The sequence below is a fragment of the Proteus sp. Marseille-Q3619 genome, from assembly GCF_965283115.1.
Genome location: NZ_CBDIMP010000001.1, coordinates 2241639 through 2259716 on the forward strand (window position 1 = coordinate 2241639; position 18078 = coordinate 2259716).

The following is an 18078-nucleotide window of genomic DNA, read 5'->3' on the forward strand; positions in this document are numbered from 1 at the left end:
GTTCAAATGATCCTCAATGGGACATCTCTACATGAAGTTTGCAGACAACTTGATATCAGCGATAGATCAAGGGGGTAGTATCAAATGGCTCATTATCAACAACAGCTACAGGAAAGGGGCTTAAAACAAAGCATGTCACGAAAAGGGAATCGTTTAGATAATGCGTCAATGGAAAGCTTTTTCGGGATACTTAACTCTGAGTGTTTTCATGGAAAAGGATTTAAATCGGTTGATGAATTAGAGCAGACCGTGAAAGAATCAAGGTTAAATTGAAAGGACTCAGCCCTGTAGAGCACAGAACTCAGTCCTTGAAAGCTGCTTAATGAACAGTCCAACTTTATGGGGGTACTTCAGAAAGACAGGGTTTTACGGCATACCTGATAAGTGAATATAAACAATGAGTCAGAGTGGAAAATCGAACCATTTCCCCTTATGGCGAAATCGAGTAATATATTCTTTGGGTATTGGTGTTACAAAGGTCGCTTCTACGGTTCTTGCGGGTAGCATAGCGACAAAATTTGAAGTATCAACTGTTTCCCCATCAAGTAGTAAACGTGGAGAAGCTACATTTTTTCGAAATTTTAGCGTTTCAGTTCCAAGTACCTGAGCTGTGATATTTTGCTCATGCATTTTAGGAATTTTAATTTCATATAAATAATCACGAGAATCAGCATAACCCCCAGCCGCCATATCTGTACCGAAAGAGATATAATCTCGGTTAGGGCTACGGACATGGGCTTGTGAGTGTTCTGTAGCATTTTTACTAAATTCAGATTTGAAGCGCTGTAATATTTCTGCGGGTGTAACTTGGCTCCAAGGTTTGAACCCTCCTGCTTCACTTATTTTATTGGGTGCCCGATTTTCACCTCGATAAAATGCCATTGCATCTTCTACTACGGCCCACTTTTTCGCAGCCGCAGTCGCACCGCGACCCGATAATCCTGTGTCTAGAATATTTCCAATACGAGCTCTGAAGCCTGAAGTTGCTCTGTTTAGCCCCATTAGGGCACCACGACCCACCGCCTCACTGATACCTGCAATACCTGTGCCTAAAGAAACCCAGCCAAGAACAGACGATGCTTCAAGATTACTATCAGAAATAGCACCGCTGACAATACTTGTAATATCGGAAACAACACCCAGAGCCCCTACAGCTAAAGTAATTGCAGAGGTTGAGCTAAGCGCTGCCGCCACACTGCCAGCTGCAATAATTGAAGCGCCTGCTGTGAAGATAGAGAAAATTAATCCTAACGCACCCAATACAATTCCTGTAATAGCGTTGCCACTTAAATGACCACTGGGATCTAATCGGTTGATTGGATCGCCAGCACAATAGGCATAAGGGTTAATACCGCCCGCATCAAAGGGGCTGAGACTATCAGGGCTAATAAACCTCATTAGTTGAGGATTGTACGTTCGATACCCATTCCCCAGATGATAATTGCCACTAAGTGGATCACGACGCTCACCATTAAAGCCGGGTAGCCATAAATCACTACGACTATAACCGTAAGGGCTCCATTGGCTCAGCGTTCCATTATCTTGAGATGTGTCTCGTGACCAAAGTAGGCTGGCATGGCTATCTGTGGCAGTGAGTATGAGATTGTTTTCTGTTGCAGCACCCAAACAATGATGGCCTAGTTTGATTAATCGGTTATTAATAGACTTAGATGTCATTAATTCGTTTACAAGCTCATCTCCCCGGTAATAGAGTGCTCTACTATCTGTGTCATCAATATTTTGTATGGCTAGACGATTTAATGCATCATAACTATATGTACTATTTTTTCCGTTCGGGTTACTGATGATTTTAAGTCGGCCAATTGCGTCATAATGTAATGTATTATCTATTTCATCTTTAATCATACGTCCATTAGCATCATAACTGAGTGAAATATTAGCTGGATAATTGGCGTGTGTATGCGTTATCGATGAGAGTTGAGTGGGATCTTTATCATTTTGATAATGATAGTGAGCACTGTCTATAGTGTTATCTTTGTGGGTTGTGTCTACCTGAACAAGGTTATTAAGAGCATCATAAGAATAGATTTGTTTTGAGAGTAAATTACCATACGGCGTGGTTGGAAGCTCACTCCCTATTGCTTCGTAACTGAGTAAGCGATTGCGTAGATCGTAGTCATAATGTTCTGTACAGACAGTGGTGCCATTTTTTTGGGTTACACGATTGGCAAGTTGATCGTTTTCCAACCATGTTTGAGATATTACTATTTTCATACCGGAATTATCGGTTATAGTACGTGAGATCTCTCTGCCAAAATCATCATAAAAGAGCTGTGTTTTTAGGTTAGCTGCTGTTGTAGGATCAGAAACAGTTAGGGTGCTGAGATCCCCTAATGCGTTGTAGTTGATTTGAGTTTTTAATGCATTATCAGCAACTTCAATAAGTTGACCAAATGCATTTCTGTTGTAGCGCGTTTGAGCACTTGTGATATCGTTAAATGCGGTATTGCTGCCGAGTAATGTCCATTGGTAATCGCTTTTTTTAGCACCAGTTAAATTACTTGTGACGGTTTCTGTTTTTAATGTTCCTGAAGGATGCCAAGCCAATAGTGTATTAACGCTATTGGACTCGTCTGCATCTAACAGCCGGCCATTACGTGCATTATAAGAGAACTTTTGTTTAACGTCATTTGAGCTAAGGGAAAGTATGGCATTATCCAATTCAGGCACGTATGTCATAAGGATTTTTTCTTGTGCCGGTGTTGTCACATTATCTGGTACAGGGGAGGCTTTTTGATAGGTATAATCTGTTACCCTCCCTCCACTTATACTTTTTACTACGCGTCCTAAACTATCAAATATTTGAGTACCTAGCGTCCAAGTTTCATTCTCTCTTTTTGAATTATTTCCCGTTACTTTTATGGATGTGATTTGTTCACCCTTTAAAAAAGGGGCATAAGTGCGAGTGACTATGCTACCATCTGCTGCTGTTTGGGTAACAACGCGATCATAAGCGTCATAGGTACGTAGTGTGACGTGACCCAGCTCGTCTTCTTCCCTGCATAAGCGTCCCCATCCGTCATAATCATACTTACGTGTCCCTTTAATATTCTCTTGTTGGTCTTTGAGTGTAATATGTAGAGGTCGAGAGTTAATATCATAAGTTGTTTGAGTACTACCGCTATATATTTCTTGTCCATCTTGAGTGCCACTTTGTTTTAATATTTTTGTGAGATAGATGACATCAATATTTTGCCAACGTGTTCTACCATCAGTGGAGGATGCCTTGGTTATTTGACCCCAATTATCGTAACAGTAAGCATTACTTATTGTGTACTGTTTATTGCTTTGATTTTCTTCTAACTGCCAGTCACTACTGGTTTCTGAACTTATTTCATTCAATAAATTATAATTATAAGATTGAACTTCATACCAGATAGTAGGGGTATTGCTATTTGCTCGTAATTTACGAATGATTCGACCTAAACCGTCAAAAAAAATTTTTGACTTATTTCCTTGTCCATAGGTTTCTATGCACGTTATATTCTTATTTTGGTCAATGAGATAATGCCAAGTACTGGTATTTTCATATTCTGTTCCTTGGGATAAAGTTTTACTAATAATTCGCCCCATACAATCATATTGATAATTAGTGTTAATACCTTGAGCATCTGTTTTTGTGTAAAGTAAACCACTAAATAGTGATTGAACACGAGTGAGTTCACTACTTAAGCCGTCATAACCAATAAGTTTAGCTGTTTGTGTGATTAAGTTATTGTTTATTCGCGTACTAAAATATTGGGTATTAATATAGACGTTATCTTCATTTTCTAAGTCATATACTTCTTCTTTAATGATCGTTACTCGACCAAAGCTAATATCGTCTAGTGTTGAGTTTAAGGTGTAAAATTGCCGTGATAATAGTTTGTTATCACTATAAAAACATTTTTTCTCTTGTACGATATATTCAGTATTGCCGAGTTTTTGGTAACTAAACTGAATGACACGTATTGGTGTGAGATAAGGTGTTTTCGGTGGTATGAGTGTTTGTTGTTTTATATATTTTACAAAACCATTGGGGGTTGGTGGACAATTTTCTTCCCCTTCAGCTGCATACCAAAGTGTTTGGATTTCTGAGCCATCTGGATATTGTTCTTTAATCGGGTTGCCCCAGATATCAAATTCGGTTTTTGTTATCTCCTCACGACTCTGTTCTTCAGCAGGTTTGCTGAGGTCGGTATATTGAGTTGTTGTTTGTTTTGGTAACTGAAATTGCTCTGGTTGTTGATCAAAAGGCATACCTATCATTGCGTAATATTCCGTTTTTACGCTGTGTATACAGGTTCCTCTCTGGATCTTCTCTTCTGTGATCAAATGGAAATTGTTATAGTGACGAGTAATAGTAATATTTTCACTCTCTCCTATTTGAGTTTCAGTTGAACCATATTGATAATCAGTCAAAATAGCATAGGCGTTGTCACGGTTAGGAGAGAAATTAACGCCACTTGCAAACCCTAAATAGTTAGTGCTGGTATATTCATATGTAGTAACTTGTGCTTTCTGTTCGTTACCAGGGTCAAGAATATATTTTATTACAGCAGGAAGAGCGGGAATGGCATCTTCAGGAAAACGCATGATATTATTTTGATAAGTTATGGTTTCCGTTAATCCTGAAGGATAAATAATACTCTCAACAAAACCATTTATATTATATGAAATATCCCATTTGTAATCGTTATTTATATAAACTATTTTTTTCAGAAAGCCATTAAATAATTGGCAGTGTAAAAGACGTTCTTCTGAAGTTTCTGAGAATAGTGTTAATGCAGGAATATTTAGATCGTCATAATTGATGTTAATTAGCTCCCCATTTTGATCTTCTATACTTGATAGCCTATTTATTCCTTTAAATATCCAATTGAAATTAACTTGATGGCCTAGAGGGGAATGTATTGAGATCACATTTTTTATTTCTCTACCAGAATTAGTACCCTCTAAAATCTCAACTACGCCTGATTTGTAAGTAATAATATAATTCTCATTAGTTCGTTCTATTTTAAATGTTTTTAATTTTCGTTGTTCAACCTCTATACCTTGTGGATTTTCTTTGATGCGATAGGTTTCACCATTGGATAAATACAGTATTTTATTTAGTGCATCATAATAGGTTAGTGAGAAAGAAATACCTTTGCCAAAACCGATATTATCAGTGTTAAGTTGATTGTAATTTAATGAAAGATTAATTTCTGGACCTAAATTCCCATTTGCCACGATGTTTATGATGGGAAAAGAGAATGAATATAATCCAGTACGAGGATCTACTCCCCCAAGTGAAGCGCTGAAAAAATTATGACTTTGTGTAAAATATTCTGATTTTTGTGTCATTGTATAAAACTCCATTAATATTATTGGGTTGCAGGTGAAGTTAGCCTCTGTGCATAAGTGAGAGGCTAATTTTTTCAAAGATGGGATTTATTTAAATAGGTAATGAATCAAACAATAACGTTAAAAGATATTTGATTATCACCGTTTGATGTAACATTGATATCAGCTCTGTTTCCGTATTGGTCATGTAAGAAGAAATGTAAAGATTTTTTCCATTCGCTGTAGGACCATAGAGCACCATGCCATACCCGATAAGACCAGAAGCAGATCCCCGTTTCTTCATGATTTTTCGATGTTACGGTAATGGACCATGAAGAGGAAAAGGTAAATTTTTTTGTATAAGTGGCAGATACATCACGTTTTATCGATGAGTCAGTTGAGGTGCAGCAACCTTTATAATTTCCTGTTTGTTTATAGTGAAACCAGTAGCCTTTGTCACATAGCGCATCATGCGTTATTGTATTTTGTGCTGTTTTAAATCGAACATAATATTTTTTTAAAACACAGTTATAACCACCAAAATCACTCTCATTTTTTGTCACAATATCCAAATCATCATTATTAAATATTCTCTGAGGTTGGATGTTTAAAGAGATAAAATCAGGGGTGGCATTATTATTGTTATTAATAGTTGAGGTTGTATATTCAGTATCACCAACCATAACACTCACGGATACTTTGAGTGGGGACTCTGAAACCTTAGGTACGGAGAGATAACAAAGGCAACTACTAGCCGCGCTGGAGTATGTTATTGGTTTGGGAATTGGATATGCATATGCTCCTTCTTTATCGGATACTTCCAAAATACTATTTGGAATGGCCTCATTTTTATAGTCAACTAATTTTATGTGTTTGTATATTTCTTCATTAGATAAAATAATTGAATTATTTTTTGCATCTCTAGCCTCTATAATTATATTAATAGGGACTTGATGAGCTTTATTGGCATAAATAGATGTGGATTTCTCACCGTTAGATATGTAAATATTTAATTTATATATTGTTTTTATATCACTCCATGTATTCATAGATAACCTCGCTATATTTATTAGTCAATTTTTTTCGATATATAGATATTATCTTTATTTTTCCTTTTTATCATAACACGCAAAAAAAACATTAATTATATTAATGCATATTATGGCGCTTATAATATTTATGTGTTGGTTTTTCTTATAACCCATTAAACAATAAGTAAGAGTTATTGGCGCTTATATCAAATAGAGACAAAAAAGCCAGCTAATACAAGGTATTGGCTGGCTTAATGATGGGCTGTAAACCGCTAAGAAATCTTATTCAATATTTTGGATCTGCTCGCGCATTTGTTCAATTAAAACTTTTAATTCAATGGCTGAATTGGTGACTTCAGTATTAATTGATTTTGAGGCTAATGTGTTGGATTCACGGTTAAATTCTTGCATCATAAAGTCAAGACGACGACCTACCGCTTCTTTTTTAACAAGAATTTTGCGCGTTTCTTTAACGTGAGCTTCTAATCTATCCAACTCTTCTGCGACATCTAAGCGTTGCGCTAACATCACTAACTCTTGTTCTAAACGATTATTATCAATTTGAACCTGTGCTTCTTCTAATTTGCTGGTTAAGCGTTCGCGTTGCCATTGTAAAATTTCTGGCATTTGAGCTCTTACTTTAACGACTTCTGCGCTAACCGCATCTAAACGTTGCTCGATAAGTTCTTTGAGTGATTGTCCTTCGGCTTCACGACTAGCAATAAAAGCATCGATTGCTAGATCTAATTCGGATAAAAGTTCAGTACCAATCGCATCTAAGTCTTGCTCTTGTGCTGAAATCACACCCGGCCAACGTAAAATATCAAAAGGGCTGATAGTGCCTTCATGGCTATGGCTTTTTACCCAATTGGCAGAAACAATCAGTTGTTTTGCGAGATTCTCATCAAGATTTAATTCACCTTGAAAGCGAGCATTAAGATCAAAACGTAAGTTACATTCAATTTTACCGCGCGTTAAGCGATTACGTAGACGTTCACGAATAACAGGCTCTAAACTACGTAATTGCTCAGGTAAACGAATATAAGTTTCAAGGTAGCGCTGGTTTACGGAACGCAGTTCCCAAGCGGCAGTGCCCCAGTCTTTTTTGATGTCTCGGCGAGCAAAAGCGGTCATGCTACGGATCATAATAGGGTCTCAATAATGTAAAAGATGATATGATTATAACCCTATGCATCAATACAAGGATAGGCATAAGCCATTTTAGGTCGTATAATGCGCCCCCAATATGTCAGAGAAAGCGGAGATAACACCATGCGTCCAGCAGACAGACAAGCAAACCAAGTACGTCCTATTACCATTACTCGCCACTATACAAAACATGCTGAAGGTTCTGTATTAGTCGAATTTGGTGATACTAAAGTCTTGTGTAATGCCACTGTAGAAGACGGTGTACCTCGTTTTCTGAAAGGACAAGGGCAAGGATGGGTGACCGCAGAATACGGCATGCTTCCTCGCGCAACAAATAGTCGTAATGCTCGTGAAGCGGCTCGTGGTAAACAAACGGGTCGTACTATGGAGATCCAGCGTTTAATCGCTCGCTCATTACGTGCCGCGGTTGATTTAAAAGCATTAGGTGAATTTACCATCACTGTAGATTGTGATGTTATCCAAGCGGATGGCGGTACACGTACTGCATCTATCTCTGGTGCTTGTGTCGCATTAGTTGATGCTTTAAATAAAATGGTTGAAGAAGGCAAACTGAAAAAAAGCCCTCTGAAATCAATGGTAGCTGCAGTCTCTGTGGGTATTGTTGATGGTGAACCATTATGCGATCTTGAATATGTTGAAGATTCAGCAGCAGAAACAGACATGAATGTGGTGATGATCGATGATGGTCGTATGATTGAAGTTCAAGGTACGGCAGAAGGCGCACCATTTAGCCATGAAGAATTACTTGCTTTACTCGCCCTTGCGAAGGGGGGATTAGAGAAAATATTTGAAGCGCAAAAAGAGGCGCTTAAGCAATAAATTCTATTTTTAAAGGCGACTGAGAAGTCGCTTTTTTTATGCCTAAAATTTGTCATCAAGTAACGTAGAGAGGAGAAAGAAATGAAAGCCTACCAACGCCGCTTTATCGAACTAGCATTAGCAAAAAATGTCCTGAAATTTGGTGAGTTCACGCTGAAATCAGGAAGGGTGAGTCCTTACTTTTTTAATGCCGGTTTATTTAATACAGGGCGTGATTTGGCTTTGCTGGGGCAGTTCTATGCGCAAACATTATTAGATAATAATGTGTCTTGTGATGTGTTGTTTGGACCTGCTTATAAAGGGATCCCTATTGCAACTACAACGGCAGTCGCATTGGTTGAACATCATGATATCGATATCCCTTACTGTTTTAATCGCAAAGAGGCTAAAGATCATGGTGAAGGAGGAACATTAGTAGGAAGCCCATTGAAAGGTAATGTAGTGATTGTTGATGATGTCATTACAGCAGGTACTGCAATTCGTGAGTCAATGGAAATCATCAAACAGCATGATGCAACGCTTTCTGCGGTGTTATTAAGTTTGGATAGACAAGAGAAAGGGCGAGAAGAACTTTCTGCAATACAAGAGTTAAAACGTGACTATCAATGCCAAGTGTATTCGATTATTACTTTGGATGATTTAATTAGCTACCTAAGTGAGAGCAAGACTCTGTCTGAGCATTTACCTGCGGTTAAAGCTTATCGTGAACGCTACGGTGTGAATTAATAAAGTTAATACGCGATAAACGAGTTGACCGATTATAGATAAAAAAAAGCCCTCGCCCAATTATGGGCGGGGTGAGTAGTACAATGAATCTTCTGCGACAATTATCACAGATATTGAAATATAAAAAGGACTTTTACAGCAGGGGCAAAGCGAGTCGCTAATGCCACAATGTAGGAACTGCACGAGTGCCATTCCTGATAAATACATTTAGGTAACTCTGTACCAGAGGACGCATGTTAACACAAATAAGAAAAAAACGGCATATCTGTAAATTTCAAATTGTTGAGTTAAATCACGAGTCCATCATTTCATTGTAACTGTGCCAAAATTAATGGCCAGCGGGCTTCAAATTCTTGAGTGGGTTGATAGCGAAATTCTGTGCGTACAAAGCGCGCTAGCATGCCTTCACAAAAAGCGAGTAATTGTGAAGCAAGTAATGCTTCATCATGTAAGAAGGCACTCCCTTCACGAATTTTACGTTCTTTGATAACTTGTCGAAGCTGGACTTCAATGCGTTCATAAAGCTGGTTTATTCGCCCTTGTAATCTGTCTTGTTCAAACATCAAAGCATGACCCGTTAAAATACGAGATAACCCTGGATTTTTTTCAGCAAAACCAAGGATCAAGACAAGAATTAAGCGAATTCTTGCCACAGCATCTTTTTCGTCTTTTAAAATCAAATTAATACGAGAGACTAAGCTATCTTCGATAAACTCAATTAAGCTATCAAACATTTTGGTTTTACTTGGAAAATGTCGATAGAGCGCAGCTTCAGATACACCAACAGTAGCGGCAAGCTTCGCCGTTGTAATGCGCTGACTACCGTCACTTGATTCCAACATTTGGGCAAGTGACTGTAAGATTTCATCCCGTCTATTTCTTTTCTTTTTGGTTTCTTTTTCTTCTGCCATGACTGATAAGGCCCCTGCTAAAAGCAAAACAAATCAGTAAACCTTTGCACTAAGGTTTTTAGTGCAAAGGGAGTGATATCGTCATTGATATAATTAATGCAAGACGTCTTTATTATTGGCGGCCAGAGTGACCAAAGCCACCGCTACCACGTTCCGTTGCAGTAAAATCTTCAACAATATTAAATTCAGCTTGAACTACGGGCACGATGATCATTTGAGCAATACGTTCACCCGGTTCGATGGTGAACGCTGTTTGACCGCGATTCCAAACTGATACCATAAGTTGACCTTGATAATCAGAATCAATCAGACCAACTAAGTTACCCAATACAACACCGTGTTTATGGCCTAAACCTGAACGAGGAAGCACCATTGCTGCTAATCCTTCATCGGCAATATGTACAGCAAGACCTGTAGGTAATAATTCGGTTTGCCCTGGTTCAAGAACCAATGGTGCATCAAGGCAAGCGCGTAAATCTAAACCAGCAGAGCCTGTTGTGGCATAAGCAGGAAGTGGATATTCTTGACCAATACGTGCATCAAGGATTTTAACATCAATTTTTTTCATCATAATGTTTGGCTATCTCGTCAAGTAGGCGATGGCTAAGTTGTGCTTTACTACTGTGTGGTAAGCGCGTTTCTCCATTAGCCCAAATAAGGTGTAATGCATTATTGTCACTGTTAAAGCCTTGATTTTCTGCTGAAACATCATTGGCACAGATCAAGTCGAGCTGCTTTTGTTCTCGTTTTTTGCGGGCATATTCTTCCACATTCTGGGTTTCAGCTGCAAATCCAACAACAAAAGGACGGTGTTCAACCATTTTTCCAACACTCGCGACAATGTCGGGGTTTTTTACCATAGTGATGGTGACTTCATCACCTTGTTTTTTTATTTTTTCAGTCGCGATAAGTTTAGCGCGGTAATCGGCAACAGCTGCACAACCAATAAAAATATCTTGTGAAGGTGCGATTAACATCACTTGTTCGTACATTTCTTGTGCGCTTTCAACGTCAATACGTTTAACACAAGTCGGTGTCGGTAATGTGACAGGTCCTGCGATAAGCGTGACATCAGCCCCACGTAATGCGGCTGCATGTGCAATTGCAAACCCCATTTTTCCTGAGCTATGATTGCTGATAAAACGCACTGGATCTAAGGCTTCACGAGTAGGCCCTGCGGTTATCGTGATTTTTTTACCTGCAAAATCTTGTGGCGGTAAAGCAAGTTGTTTTTCAGCTAATGCGACGAGAGTTAGAGGATCTAACATTCGTCCTGGGCCTACATCACCACAAGCTTGACTACCAGAGTCAGGCCCCCAAATTAAACAGCCACGTTGTTCTAAAGCAGATAAATTTTCTTGTGTAATTGTGGCTCTGTACATTTGCTGATTCATTGCAGGCGCAATAGCGATAGGCGCGCTACTCGCTAAACAGAGTGTGGTAAGTAAATCATTTGCCATACCCACTCGCAAACGTGCAATAAGATCGGCAGTCGCGGGTGCAAGTAGAATTAAATCAGCCCATTTACCTAATTCAATATGTCCCATAGCGGCCTCTGCCGCTGGATCAAGTAAATCATCAGCAACAGGAAAACCAGAAACCGCTTGTAGTGACAAAGGCGTCACAAATGCATGAGCAGCGGGTGTCATTACAACTCGTACAATTGCGCCTTTATCACGTAAACGGCGTACAAGTTCTGGTGCTTTATAGGCCGCGATACCACCACTGATACCAAGAATAATCTTTTTGTCGTGAAGTGTAGTCATGATGAAATGCCTAAGTACATAAATAATTGCCCGTAATTTTACCACAAGGTAATCGTGAATTCGGAATTCTATGTAACTTCATGTTTTATAGATTAAATTTTTGAGATTCATCTCGCATAAATTTGATATGTGTCTTTTTTATACAAGATTAGTAGTTTATAGTAAATTAACTGTATAAAACAACAGTTGTTTTGCGATTGGCATTTAATGATGAGTGATGTTTCTCCTAGATCTTAATGCCTATGTGAATAAATAAAATAGATCATTAATACCACTACCTTTACTTATTAAGGAGTCCACGGATGGAAAATCAATCGATTAGTGAACTTTTACCTAGAGAAAAACTATTACTTTATGGCGTGGAATCACTCACTGATATTGAGTTATTGGCGCTCTTTTTACGCACCGGCACTTATGAAAAATCTGTATTAGAGCTTGCTGCTTTTTTACTTAAAGAATGTGGCTCTCTTTATCACGTTATTAATGCTGATTATGAAACATTAGGGCGTTTTAAAGGTGTTGGCGTGGGAAAGTTTACCCAGTTGCAAGCTATCAATGAAATGGCTCAGCGTTTTTCTACAATACAATTTATGTATAAAAATGTACTTTCTTCTTCTGAAGACACAAAGCATTACTTGCAAAAATTACTTCATTGGCGAGACCGAGAAGTGTTTGTGGTGTTGTTTCTTGATAATCAAAACCAATTGATTGCATTTGAAGAAATGTTTAAAGGAACAATTAACCGAGTAGAGGTTCATCCGAGAGAAATTGTCCGTCAATCGATAAAAAAGAATGCAACATCTATCATTCTTGCTCATAATCATCCCTCTGGTCATTCAGAACCAAGCCTTGCAGATAAACAATTGACTGAAAAAATTTTTACTGCTTGTCAGTTGGTTGGCATAAATGTACTCGATCACCTTGTGATAGGGCATGATAACTGTGTTTCTTTTGCAGAACGTGGTTGGTTATAGCAAATATTTTTGTAATTATTGTCAATCTTTATTTGTACGGGTCTTGAGCGTTGAGGCCATTGGGCGTATACTACGCCACCTTTGAGGATCTTGGGTTTGGCGAGAAGAGCCTATCTCAGCAAGTTTTTTCTGAGGTGTTTACACAGTTTTTCAATCGTTAAAAGTTGCTGAGATGGGCTCCAAAGCCTGACGAGGCGGTCAAACCTGATATTAAAGCTCGAGCTGATTAGATTTTTGGAGAATAGACATGTCCCGAGTCTGCCAAGTTACCGGCAAGCGTCCTGTGAGTGGAAACAACCGCTCTCACGCATTAAACGCGACTAAACGCCGTTTTCTGCCAAACCTGCACTCTCACCGTTTCTGGGTTGAGTCTGAGAAACGTTTCGTAACTCTGCGTGTATCTGCTAAAGGTATGCGTGTGATTGATAAGAAAGGCATCGAATCTGTATTAGCAGATTTACGTGCCCGTGGTGAGAAGTTCTAAGGAGCTGAAAAATGGCTAAAGGTATTCGCGAGAAAATTAAACTCGTTTCTTCTGCTGGTACAGGTCACTTCTATACCACTACGAAGAACAAACGCACTATGCCAGAAAAACTGGAAATGAAAAAATTCGATCCAGTTGTTCGTCAACATGTGCTTTATAAAGAAGCTAAAATTAAATAATTTTAGTTTTCTTAAAAAACCCGACCTTAGTGTCGGGTTTTTTGTTATCTGGAGCCCGCTAAGTATAACAAAGTAAAGCTATTGTGATCTTCGCTTACTCTTTAGCTATACTATGGCTCTTTTAAAATCATCGGGTGAATGGATTGCGGATGAGCAAGTCAGTATTATCAATATTACACACAGAGTCATCTTGTGGCTGGGGTGGTCAGGAAATTCGTATACTGACGGAATCTCAAGGCATGATCCGCAGAGGGCACCGAGTTGCATTAGTGTGTTGTCCTACATCTAAAATTGCGAAGGCTGCACCGGATTATGGTATTGAGGTTTTCACTCTACCGATTGAAAAAAAACGCAGTTCAGCATTAAAAGCACTTCGCCAATGGTTAAAGTCACATCGTCACCAATTTGATGTTATCAATACCCATAGTTCAACTGATGCATGGTTAGTTGCCGCTTCTTGTGTCACATTACGTCATTCACCCGTAGTTGTTCGAACTCGTCATGTTTCTACGGATGTTTCACGTTTATTACCAACACGATGGCTTTATCTTTCATCTTGTGCGCATGTCGTGACAACAGGTGAGAAATTACGCCAGACACTCCATCAGCATAATAAATTTCCATTAGAAAAAATGACCTCAGTTCCTACAGGAATTGATTTGCAACGTTTTTTTCCACAAGATAAACAGCAAGCCAGAGAAAAAATTGGCATACCTAATAAACCAACATTAGGGATTGTTGCTACCATGCGAGTATGGAAAGGGCATAAATATTTAGTAGAAGCATGGAAATTGTTACATCAGCAGTTTCCAGACTGGCAATTAATTTTTGTAGGTGATGGCCCTCAGCGTAAAAACCTAGAGCCAATGGTGAAAGAGGCTGGTTTAGAACAGAGTATCTTTTTCCTTGGTAATCGTAATGATGTACCAGATTGTTTAAATGCAATGGATCTCTTTGCGTTACCCTCTTTTGGTAATGAAGGTGTACCACAAGGTATTATGCAGGCGATGGCATGTGGTTTACCTGTCGTGTCAACTACGGTTGGCGCGATTAGCGAAGCAGTTATTGATGGTAAAACAGGATTTACATTAGTACCGCAAGTACAAGAATTATTAACCCGTCATTTAGCTAAATTAATGAGCTCAGATAAATTGCGTGAACAAATGGGACAAGCAGCGCTTGAACATGCCGTTTCACGATTTAGTTTGGATAATATGTTAGATAAGATGGAAAGGATCTTTATTCAGGCAATCAACAATAAAAATAAATCAGTATGATTCATGTTGATAATAAAGCCGTGAAACGATTATCTCTATTATCAACTTGGTGTATTCATCTTATTGATGAATATTTGTAATACTTTTTAGTGTATAGTCTGAGAAGTAAATGTATCATTTAAGCCAAATAAAAAGCATATGGATCCGAAAAATATATTGGTTATAGCGGTAGCGCGTTTTGGTGATACATTACTTATCACTCCCGTTATTCATGCCTTAAAACAGCGCTGGCCCAATGCTCATATTCATGTATTTGCACATAAGCGTAGCGCATGCATTCTTGAGCATAACCCTGATATTGATAGCATTAGGCATTTTTCTAAAAAAAGGGCGGTTTGGACTGGTTGGTTACCTCATAAGCCTTATGATTTGGCTTTGGTATACGGTAATGATCGTGATTTGGTGAATTATGCTCGTCGCCAATCTCATCATACCGTTGCTTTTGCTGATATTTCTCAGCAACAAGGCAATGTGACTTGGGTTGCTCGTCCCAAGTCGCCGATAGTTGCACAAAAAGAACGTGCCTTATTAATTAATGCATTAGGGATTTATCCGAGTTGTTGGCAATTGCGTTACTTTATCAATGAGGAAGAAGCGACTTTTGCACAACAGTTTTTAAAAGATAATTCATTAATTAATAAGAATATTATTGGTTTTCAACTGCAAAGTTTTCCAGCTAAAGCCTATCGAGATTGGCCTGTGGAAAATTTTCTACAATTAGCAAAACAGATTATTACCCATGACGCGAGTGCGTACTTTTTGCTATTAGGTAGTAAGGAAAGTGAACAATTATCCATTGATTTAGCTAAACAAATGGGTGAACAGCATTGTTTAGCCTTAGCGGGTCGAGTTTCAATGCGGCAAAATGCGGCAATTATGGCGAATTTATCGCTTTATGTTGGGGTAGATACAGGTCCCACACATTTAGCTGGGGCTTTAGATATCCCAATGGTGGCGTTATATCATAGTTATCACCCAGGGTGTTATTTAGCGCCATTACAGCATTCTTGTTGTCAGGTTATCCAGCATCCAACGTCGTTGGACAATGCCCGCCGTGAAGATAATATGGCTGATATATCAGTCGAAGAAGTGTGGGGTGCAGTGCGTAATATTATTGATGGAATGAAGGTGAAAAAGTAATCCATGAAGATCGGTATAATTGATGTCACAATCACCATGTCTTATGGCGGGATCCAAACAGCGGTTTGGGAACTGGCTAAGCAATTGCATGATGCGGGGCATGAAGTTCATCTTTATGGTGGTAATGGCGATATTCGACACAATCTGGCGGGACGCCAAATACAGGTACACACTTATCCTTATACACCGCGAGATAAAGTTATCGATCTTGGTGGTCGTTTTCGTCGTATTGTTGAGCGCTACACTTTTGCACGACACGCTAAAAAAGATGTTATCAATCAAAAATTCGATTGGGTTATTTTAACGAAACCTTTTGATTTTTTTTGGCCCTCTATGATGCCTAAATTATCCTCAACGCGTTTTTGCTATATGAGTGGAGGAACCAGCTTTTTTAAAGGTGATCGCAGATTAGGTAAAAAGATTTCAGCATGGGTAGCATGTAGCCATTTTAATGCTTGGCAAATCCAACATCATTTTAAGCAATTCCCTAGTGTGATTTATAATGGTGTGGATATTGAAAAATTTAAACCTATGACTACCTCGTTACGTGAGCGATTAGGAATAGGTGAGTCTACTTTTTTACTCTCATTTGCTGGACGATTAGTTGGTTGGAAAGGCTTGAGTGTCGCAATCGATGCCATTGAAAAGCTGAAAGGTGAAGATGTTAAGCTCTTGATTATCGGTACGGGTGATGATCTAGAGCGATTGAAGAGTAAATCGGTAGCGAAAGGCATTGCTGAACAAGTTATTTTTCATCAACCCGTTGAGCATAACCAATTACCTGAATTTTATGCAGCAAGTGATGCTGGTATTTTCCCAAGTACTGGGGATGAAGCATTTGGCATTACGATTGCAGAAGCGATGGCATGTGCTAAACCGGTTATTGCTAGCCATATCGGAGGTATTCCCGAAGTTGTCGGTAATGAAGGTACCGCTGGGGTTTTAGTCGCCCCAGGTAGTGCAGATGAAATTGTGATGGCAATTAATCATCTTCGCGAATTACCCGACAGAGGTAAAACAATGGGCGAGAATGCACGTTCACGTATAGAAACACGTTATACTTGGCAACATTCTGCACAACGTTTATTACAGACATTGGCGTCATAATAATGAAGATTGCCTATCTTGATCCTTACCCAGTTCCTGACTTACGAGTTGCTTCATTGCAAATTTTGCAAAATGTTGATGCTTTTGCCAGAGCGGGTGCACATGTCACTTTAGTTACACCAAAAGGACAATATCGAGATAGCGATATATTAGGTCGTTCAATCCATGCTAATGCAAGTTTAGTTTCCTTAAGAGATATTCGTCGTAAATGGTATTTCCCATTTAATTCACAAAAACTTTTCTCATTACAGATAGCGCGTTGGGTTAAGCAAAATAACGTTGATGCATTGTTTACCCGTAATTTAAAACTGGCTTGTTATCTTTGTGAAAGCTATCCAGAAATTCCCCTTTTTTTTGAAAGCCATGAAATATTTGCGCAATCTTTTGCCGAGTCTCATTCATTTGAGAAAAAAAAGAATCGTGCTAAATACCATAAATTATTAAAAATGGAGAAATTGGTTTACAGCCAAGCGACAGGTATTTTCGTTCTTACTTCATTACTCAGAGATGATATTGTTTCGCAATATCAAGTTACTACACCAATAACGGTTGTCCCTGATGGTGTTGATTTGCATGCCGCGATGGATTATCAGATTACTCCTCCTTTATTAGATAAAACTATAACTGAAGTGCTGTATTTAGGTAGCCTGCATAAATGGAAGGGTATTCCTACCATGATGCGAGCAATGAAATATCTTGATAACGCACGGTTGAATATTGCAGGGGGAACGCCGGAGCAGATTGGAGGATTAACCTTATTAGCGCAAGAAATGGATGTAAAAGATAAGGTCAATTTTTTGGGGTTTATTGATCCGAAAAAACGCTTTGAAGCGATTGCCCAGCACGATATCTGTGTACTCCCGCTTACGTTAACCAGTATTGGAAGCCGTTATACTTCACCCCTTAAGTTATTTGAGTATATGGCGATGGAAAAACCTGTGGTGATTTCAGATTTTCCTTCAATCCGTGATGTTGTAGATGAAAAAGCGGTAAGTTTTGCAGATAGTGGCGATGCACAAAGTTTTGCAAAACAGATAATACAGTTAAGAGATAATCCACAACGAGCAAGTGAAAAAACCGCCCATGCCCGCTCATTAGTTGAAAACTATTACAACTGGGATAAACGGGCTGAGGTTATTCTAAAGACAATAGAGACGTTAATTCAGTGA

General features: G+C 38.8%; 15 protein-coding genes and 1 pseudogene. 10 read left to right on the plus strand and 6 right to left on the minus strand.

Annotation, left to right across the window (positions count from 1 at the left end; translation table 11 throughout):
• Nucleotides 1-78 precede the first annotated feature (78 nt).
• Nucleotides 79-323: pseudogene (locus tag ACWPWK_RS10195) on the plus strand (IS3 family transposase); the annotation flags it as partial.
• 79 nt (nucleotides 324-402) lie between these two features.
• On the opposite strand, the gene ACWPWK_RS10200 reads toward ACWPWK_RS10195, so the two are convergent.
• The 3 genes from ACWPWK_RS10200 to ACWPWK_RS10210 all read right to left on the minus strand — a co-directional run bounded on the left by ACWPWK_RS10200 (nucleotide 403) and on the right by ACWPWK_RS10210 (nucleotide 7502).
• Nucleotides 403-5346, minus strand: a complete 4944-nt coding sequence (locus ACWPWK_RS10200) for an RHS repeat domain-containing protein (protein WP_109373369.1) — start codon at nucleotides 5344-5346, stop codon at nucleotides 403-405.
• Between the two features lie 107 nt (nucleotides 5347-5453).
• On the minus strand, nucleotides 5454-6374 hold the full coding sequence (locus ACWPWK_RS10205; protein ID WP_109373370.1) for a transferase: 921 nt from the start codon (nucleotides 6372-6374) through the stop codon (nucleotides 5454-5456).
• 264 nt (nucleotides 6375-6638) lie between these two features.
• Nucleotides 6639-7502: a YicC/YloC family endoribonuclease gene (locus ACWPWK_RS10210; RefSeq protein WP_109373371.1), complete on the minus strand. Its 864-nt coding sequence runs from the start codon at nucleotides 7500-7502 to the stop codon at nucleotides 6639-6641.
• Between the two features lie 126 nt (nucleotides 7503-7628).
• Here ACWPWK_RS10210 and rph point away from each other — a divergent pair, with 126 nt between their 5' ends.
• Complete coding sequence (rph, locus tag ACWPWK_RS10215) at nucleotides 7629-8345, plus strand: ribonuclease PH (RefSeq protein WP_072064701.1); 717 nt, start codon at nucleotides 7629-7631, stop codon at nucleotides 8343-8345.
• A gap of 81 nt (nucleotides 8346-8426) precedes the next feature.
• Complete coding sequence (gene pyrE, locus ACWPWK_RS10220; protein ID WP_109373372.1) at nucleotides 8427-9071, plus strand: orotate phosphoribosyltransferase; 645 nt, start codon at nucleotides 8427-8429, stop codon at nucleotides 9069-9071.
• Between the two features lie 308 nt (nucleotides 9072-9379).
• On the opposite strand, the gene slmA is transcribed toward pyrE, so the two are convergent.
• From slmA to coaBC, 3 genes are all read right to left on the minus strand, one after another.
• Nucleotides 9380-9982, minus strand: a complete 603-nt coding sequence (slmA, locus tag ACWPWK_RS10225; protein ID WP_109373373.1) for a nucleoid occlusion factor SlmA — start codon at nucleotides 9980-9982, stop codon at nucleotides 9380-9382.
• A gap of 112 nt (nucleotides 9983-10094) precedes the next feature.
• The gene (dut, locus tag ACWPWK_RS10230; RefSeq protein WP_006534255.1) at nucleotides 10095-10553 is read right to left on the minus strand and encodes a dUTP diphosphatase; all 459 of its coding nucleotides are present in this window, start codon (nucleotides 10551-10553) and stop codon (nucleotides 10095-10097) included.
• Nucleotides 10537-11748, minus strand: a complete 1212-nt coding sequence (gene coaBC / locus ACWPWK_RS10235; RefSeq protein WP_109373374.1) for a bifunctional phosphopantothenoylcysteine decarboxylase/phosphopantothenate--cysteine ligase CoaBC — start codon at nucleotides 11746-11748, stop codon at nucleotides 10537-10539. Before coaBC ends, dut begins: the two co-directional genes overlap by 17 nt.
• 302 nt (nucleotides 11749-12050) lie before the next feature.
• On the opposite strand from coaBC, the gene radC reads away from it, so the two are divergent.
• From radC to ACWPWK_RS10270, 7 genes are all read left to right on the plus strand, one after another.
• Nucleotides 12051-12722 (plus strand): RadC family protein, encoded by a 672-nt coding sequence (gene radC, locus ACWPWK_RS10240; RefSeq protein WP_109373375.1) that lies wholly within the window; start codon nucleotides 12051-12053, stop codon nucleotides 12720-12722.
• Between the two features lie 247 nt (nucleotides 12723-12969).
• Nucleotides 12970-13206 (plus strand): 50S ribosomal protein L28, encoded by a 237-nt coding sequence (gene rpmB / locus ACWPWK_RS10245; protein ID WP_036914542.1) that lies wholly within the window; start codon nucleotides 12970-12972, stop codon nucleotides 13204-13206.
• Between the two features lie 11 nt (nucleotides 13207-13217).
• Nucleotides 13218-13385 (plus strand): 50S ribosomal protein L33, encoded by a 168-nt coding sequence (rpmG, locus tag ACWPWK_RS10250; protein ID WP_006534250.1) that lies wholly within the window; start codon nucleotides 13218-13220, stop codon nucleotides 13383-13385.
• A 149-nt stretch (nucleotides 13386-13534) separates the two neighbouring features.
• The gene (locus tag ACWPWK_RS10255) at nucleotides 13535-14662 is read left to right on the plus strand and encodes a glycosyltransferase family 4 protein (RefSeq protein ID WP_109373376.1); all 1128 of its coding nucleotides are present in this window, start codon (nucleotides 13535-13537) and stop codon (nucleotides 14660-14662) included.
• A gap of 138 nt (nucleotides 14663-14800) precedes the next feature.
• Nucleotides 14801-15802 (plus strand): glycosyltransferase family 9 protein, encoded by a 1002-nt coding sequence (locus ACWPWK_RS10260; RefSeq protein WP_109373377.1) that lies wholly within the window; start codon nucleotides 14801-14803, stop codon nucleotides 15800-15802.
• A 3-nt stretch (nucleotides 15803-15805) separates the two neighbouring features.
• The gene (locus ACWPWK_RS10265) at nucleotides 15806-16909 is read left to right on the plus strand and encodes a glycosyltransferase family 4 protein (protein ID WP_109373378.1); all 1104 of its coding nucleotides are present in this window, start codon (nucleotides 15806-15808) and stop codon (nucleotides 16907-16909) included.
• Nucleotides 16909-18078 carry a glycosyltransferase family 4 protein gene (locus tag ACWPWK_RS10270; protein ID WP_109373441.1) on the plus strand — a complete coding sequence of 390 codons (1170 nt, stop codon included), beginning with the start codon at nucleotides 16909-16911 and terminating at the stop codon, nucleotides 18076-18078. The genes ACWPWK_RS10265 and ACWPWK_RS10270 overlap by 1 nt, the downstream gene beginning before the upstream one ends.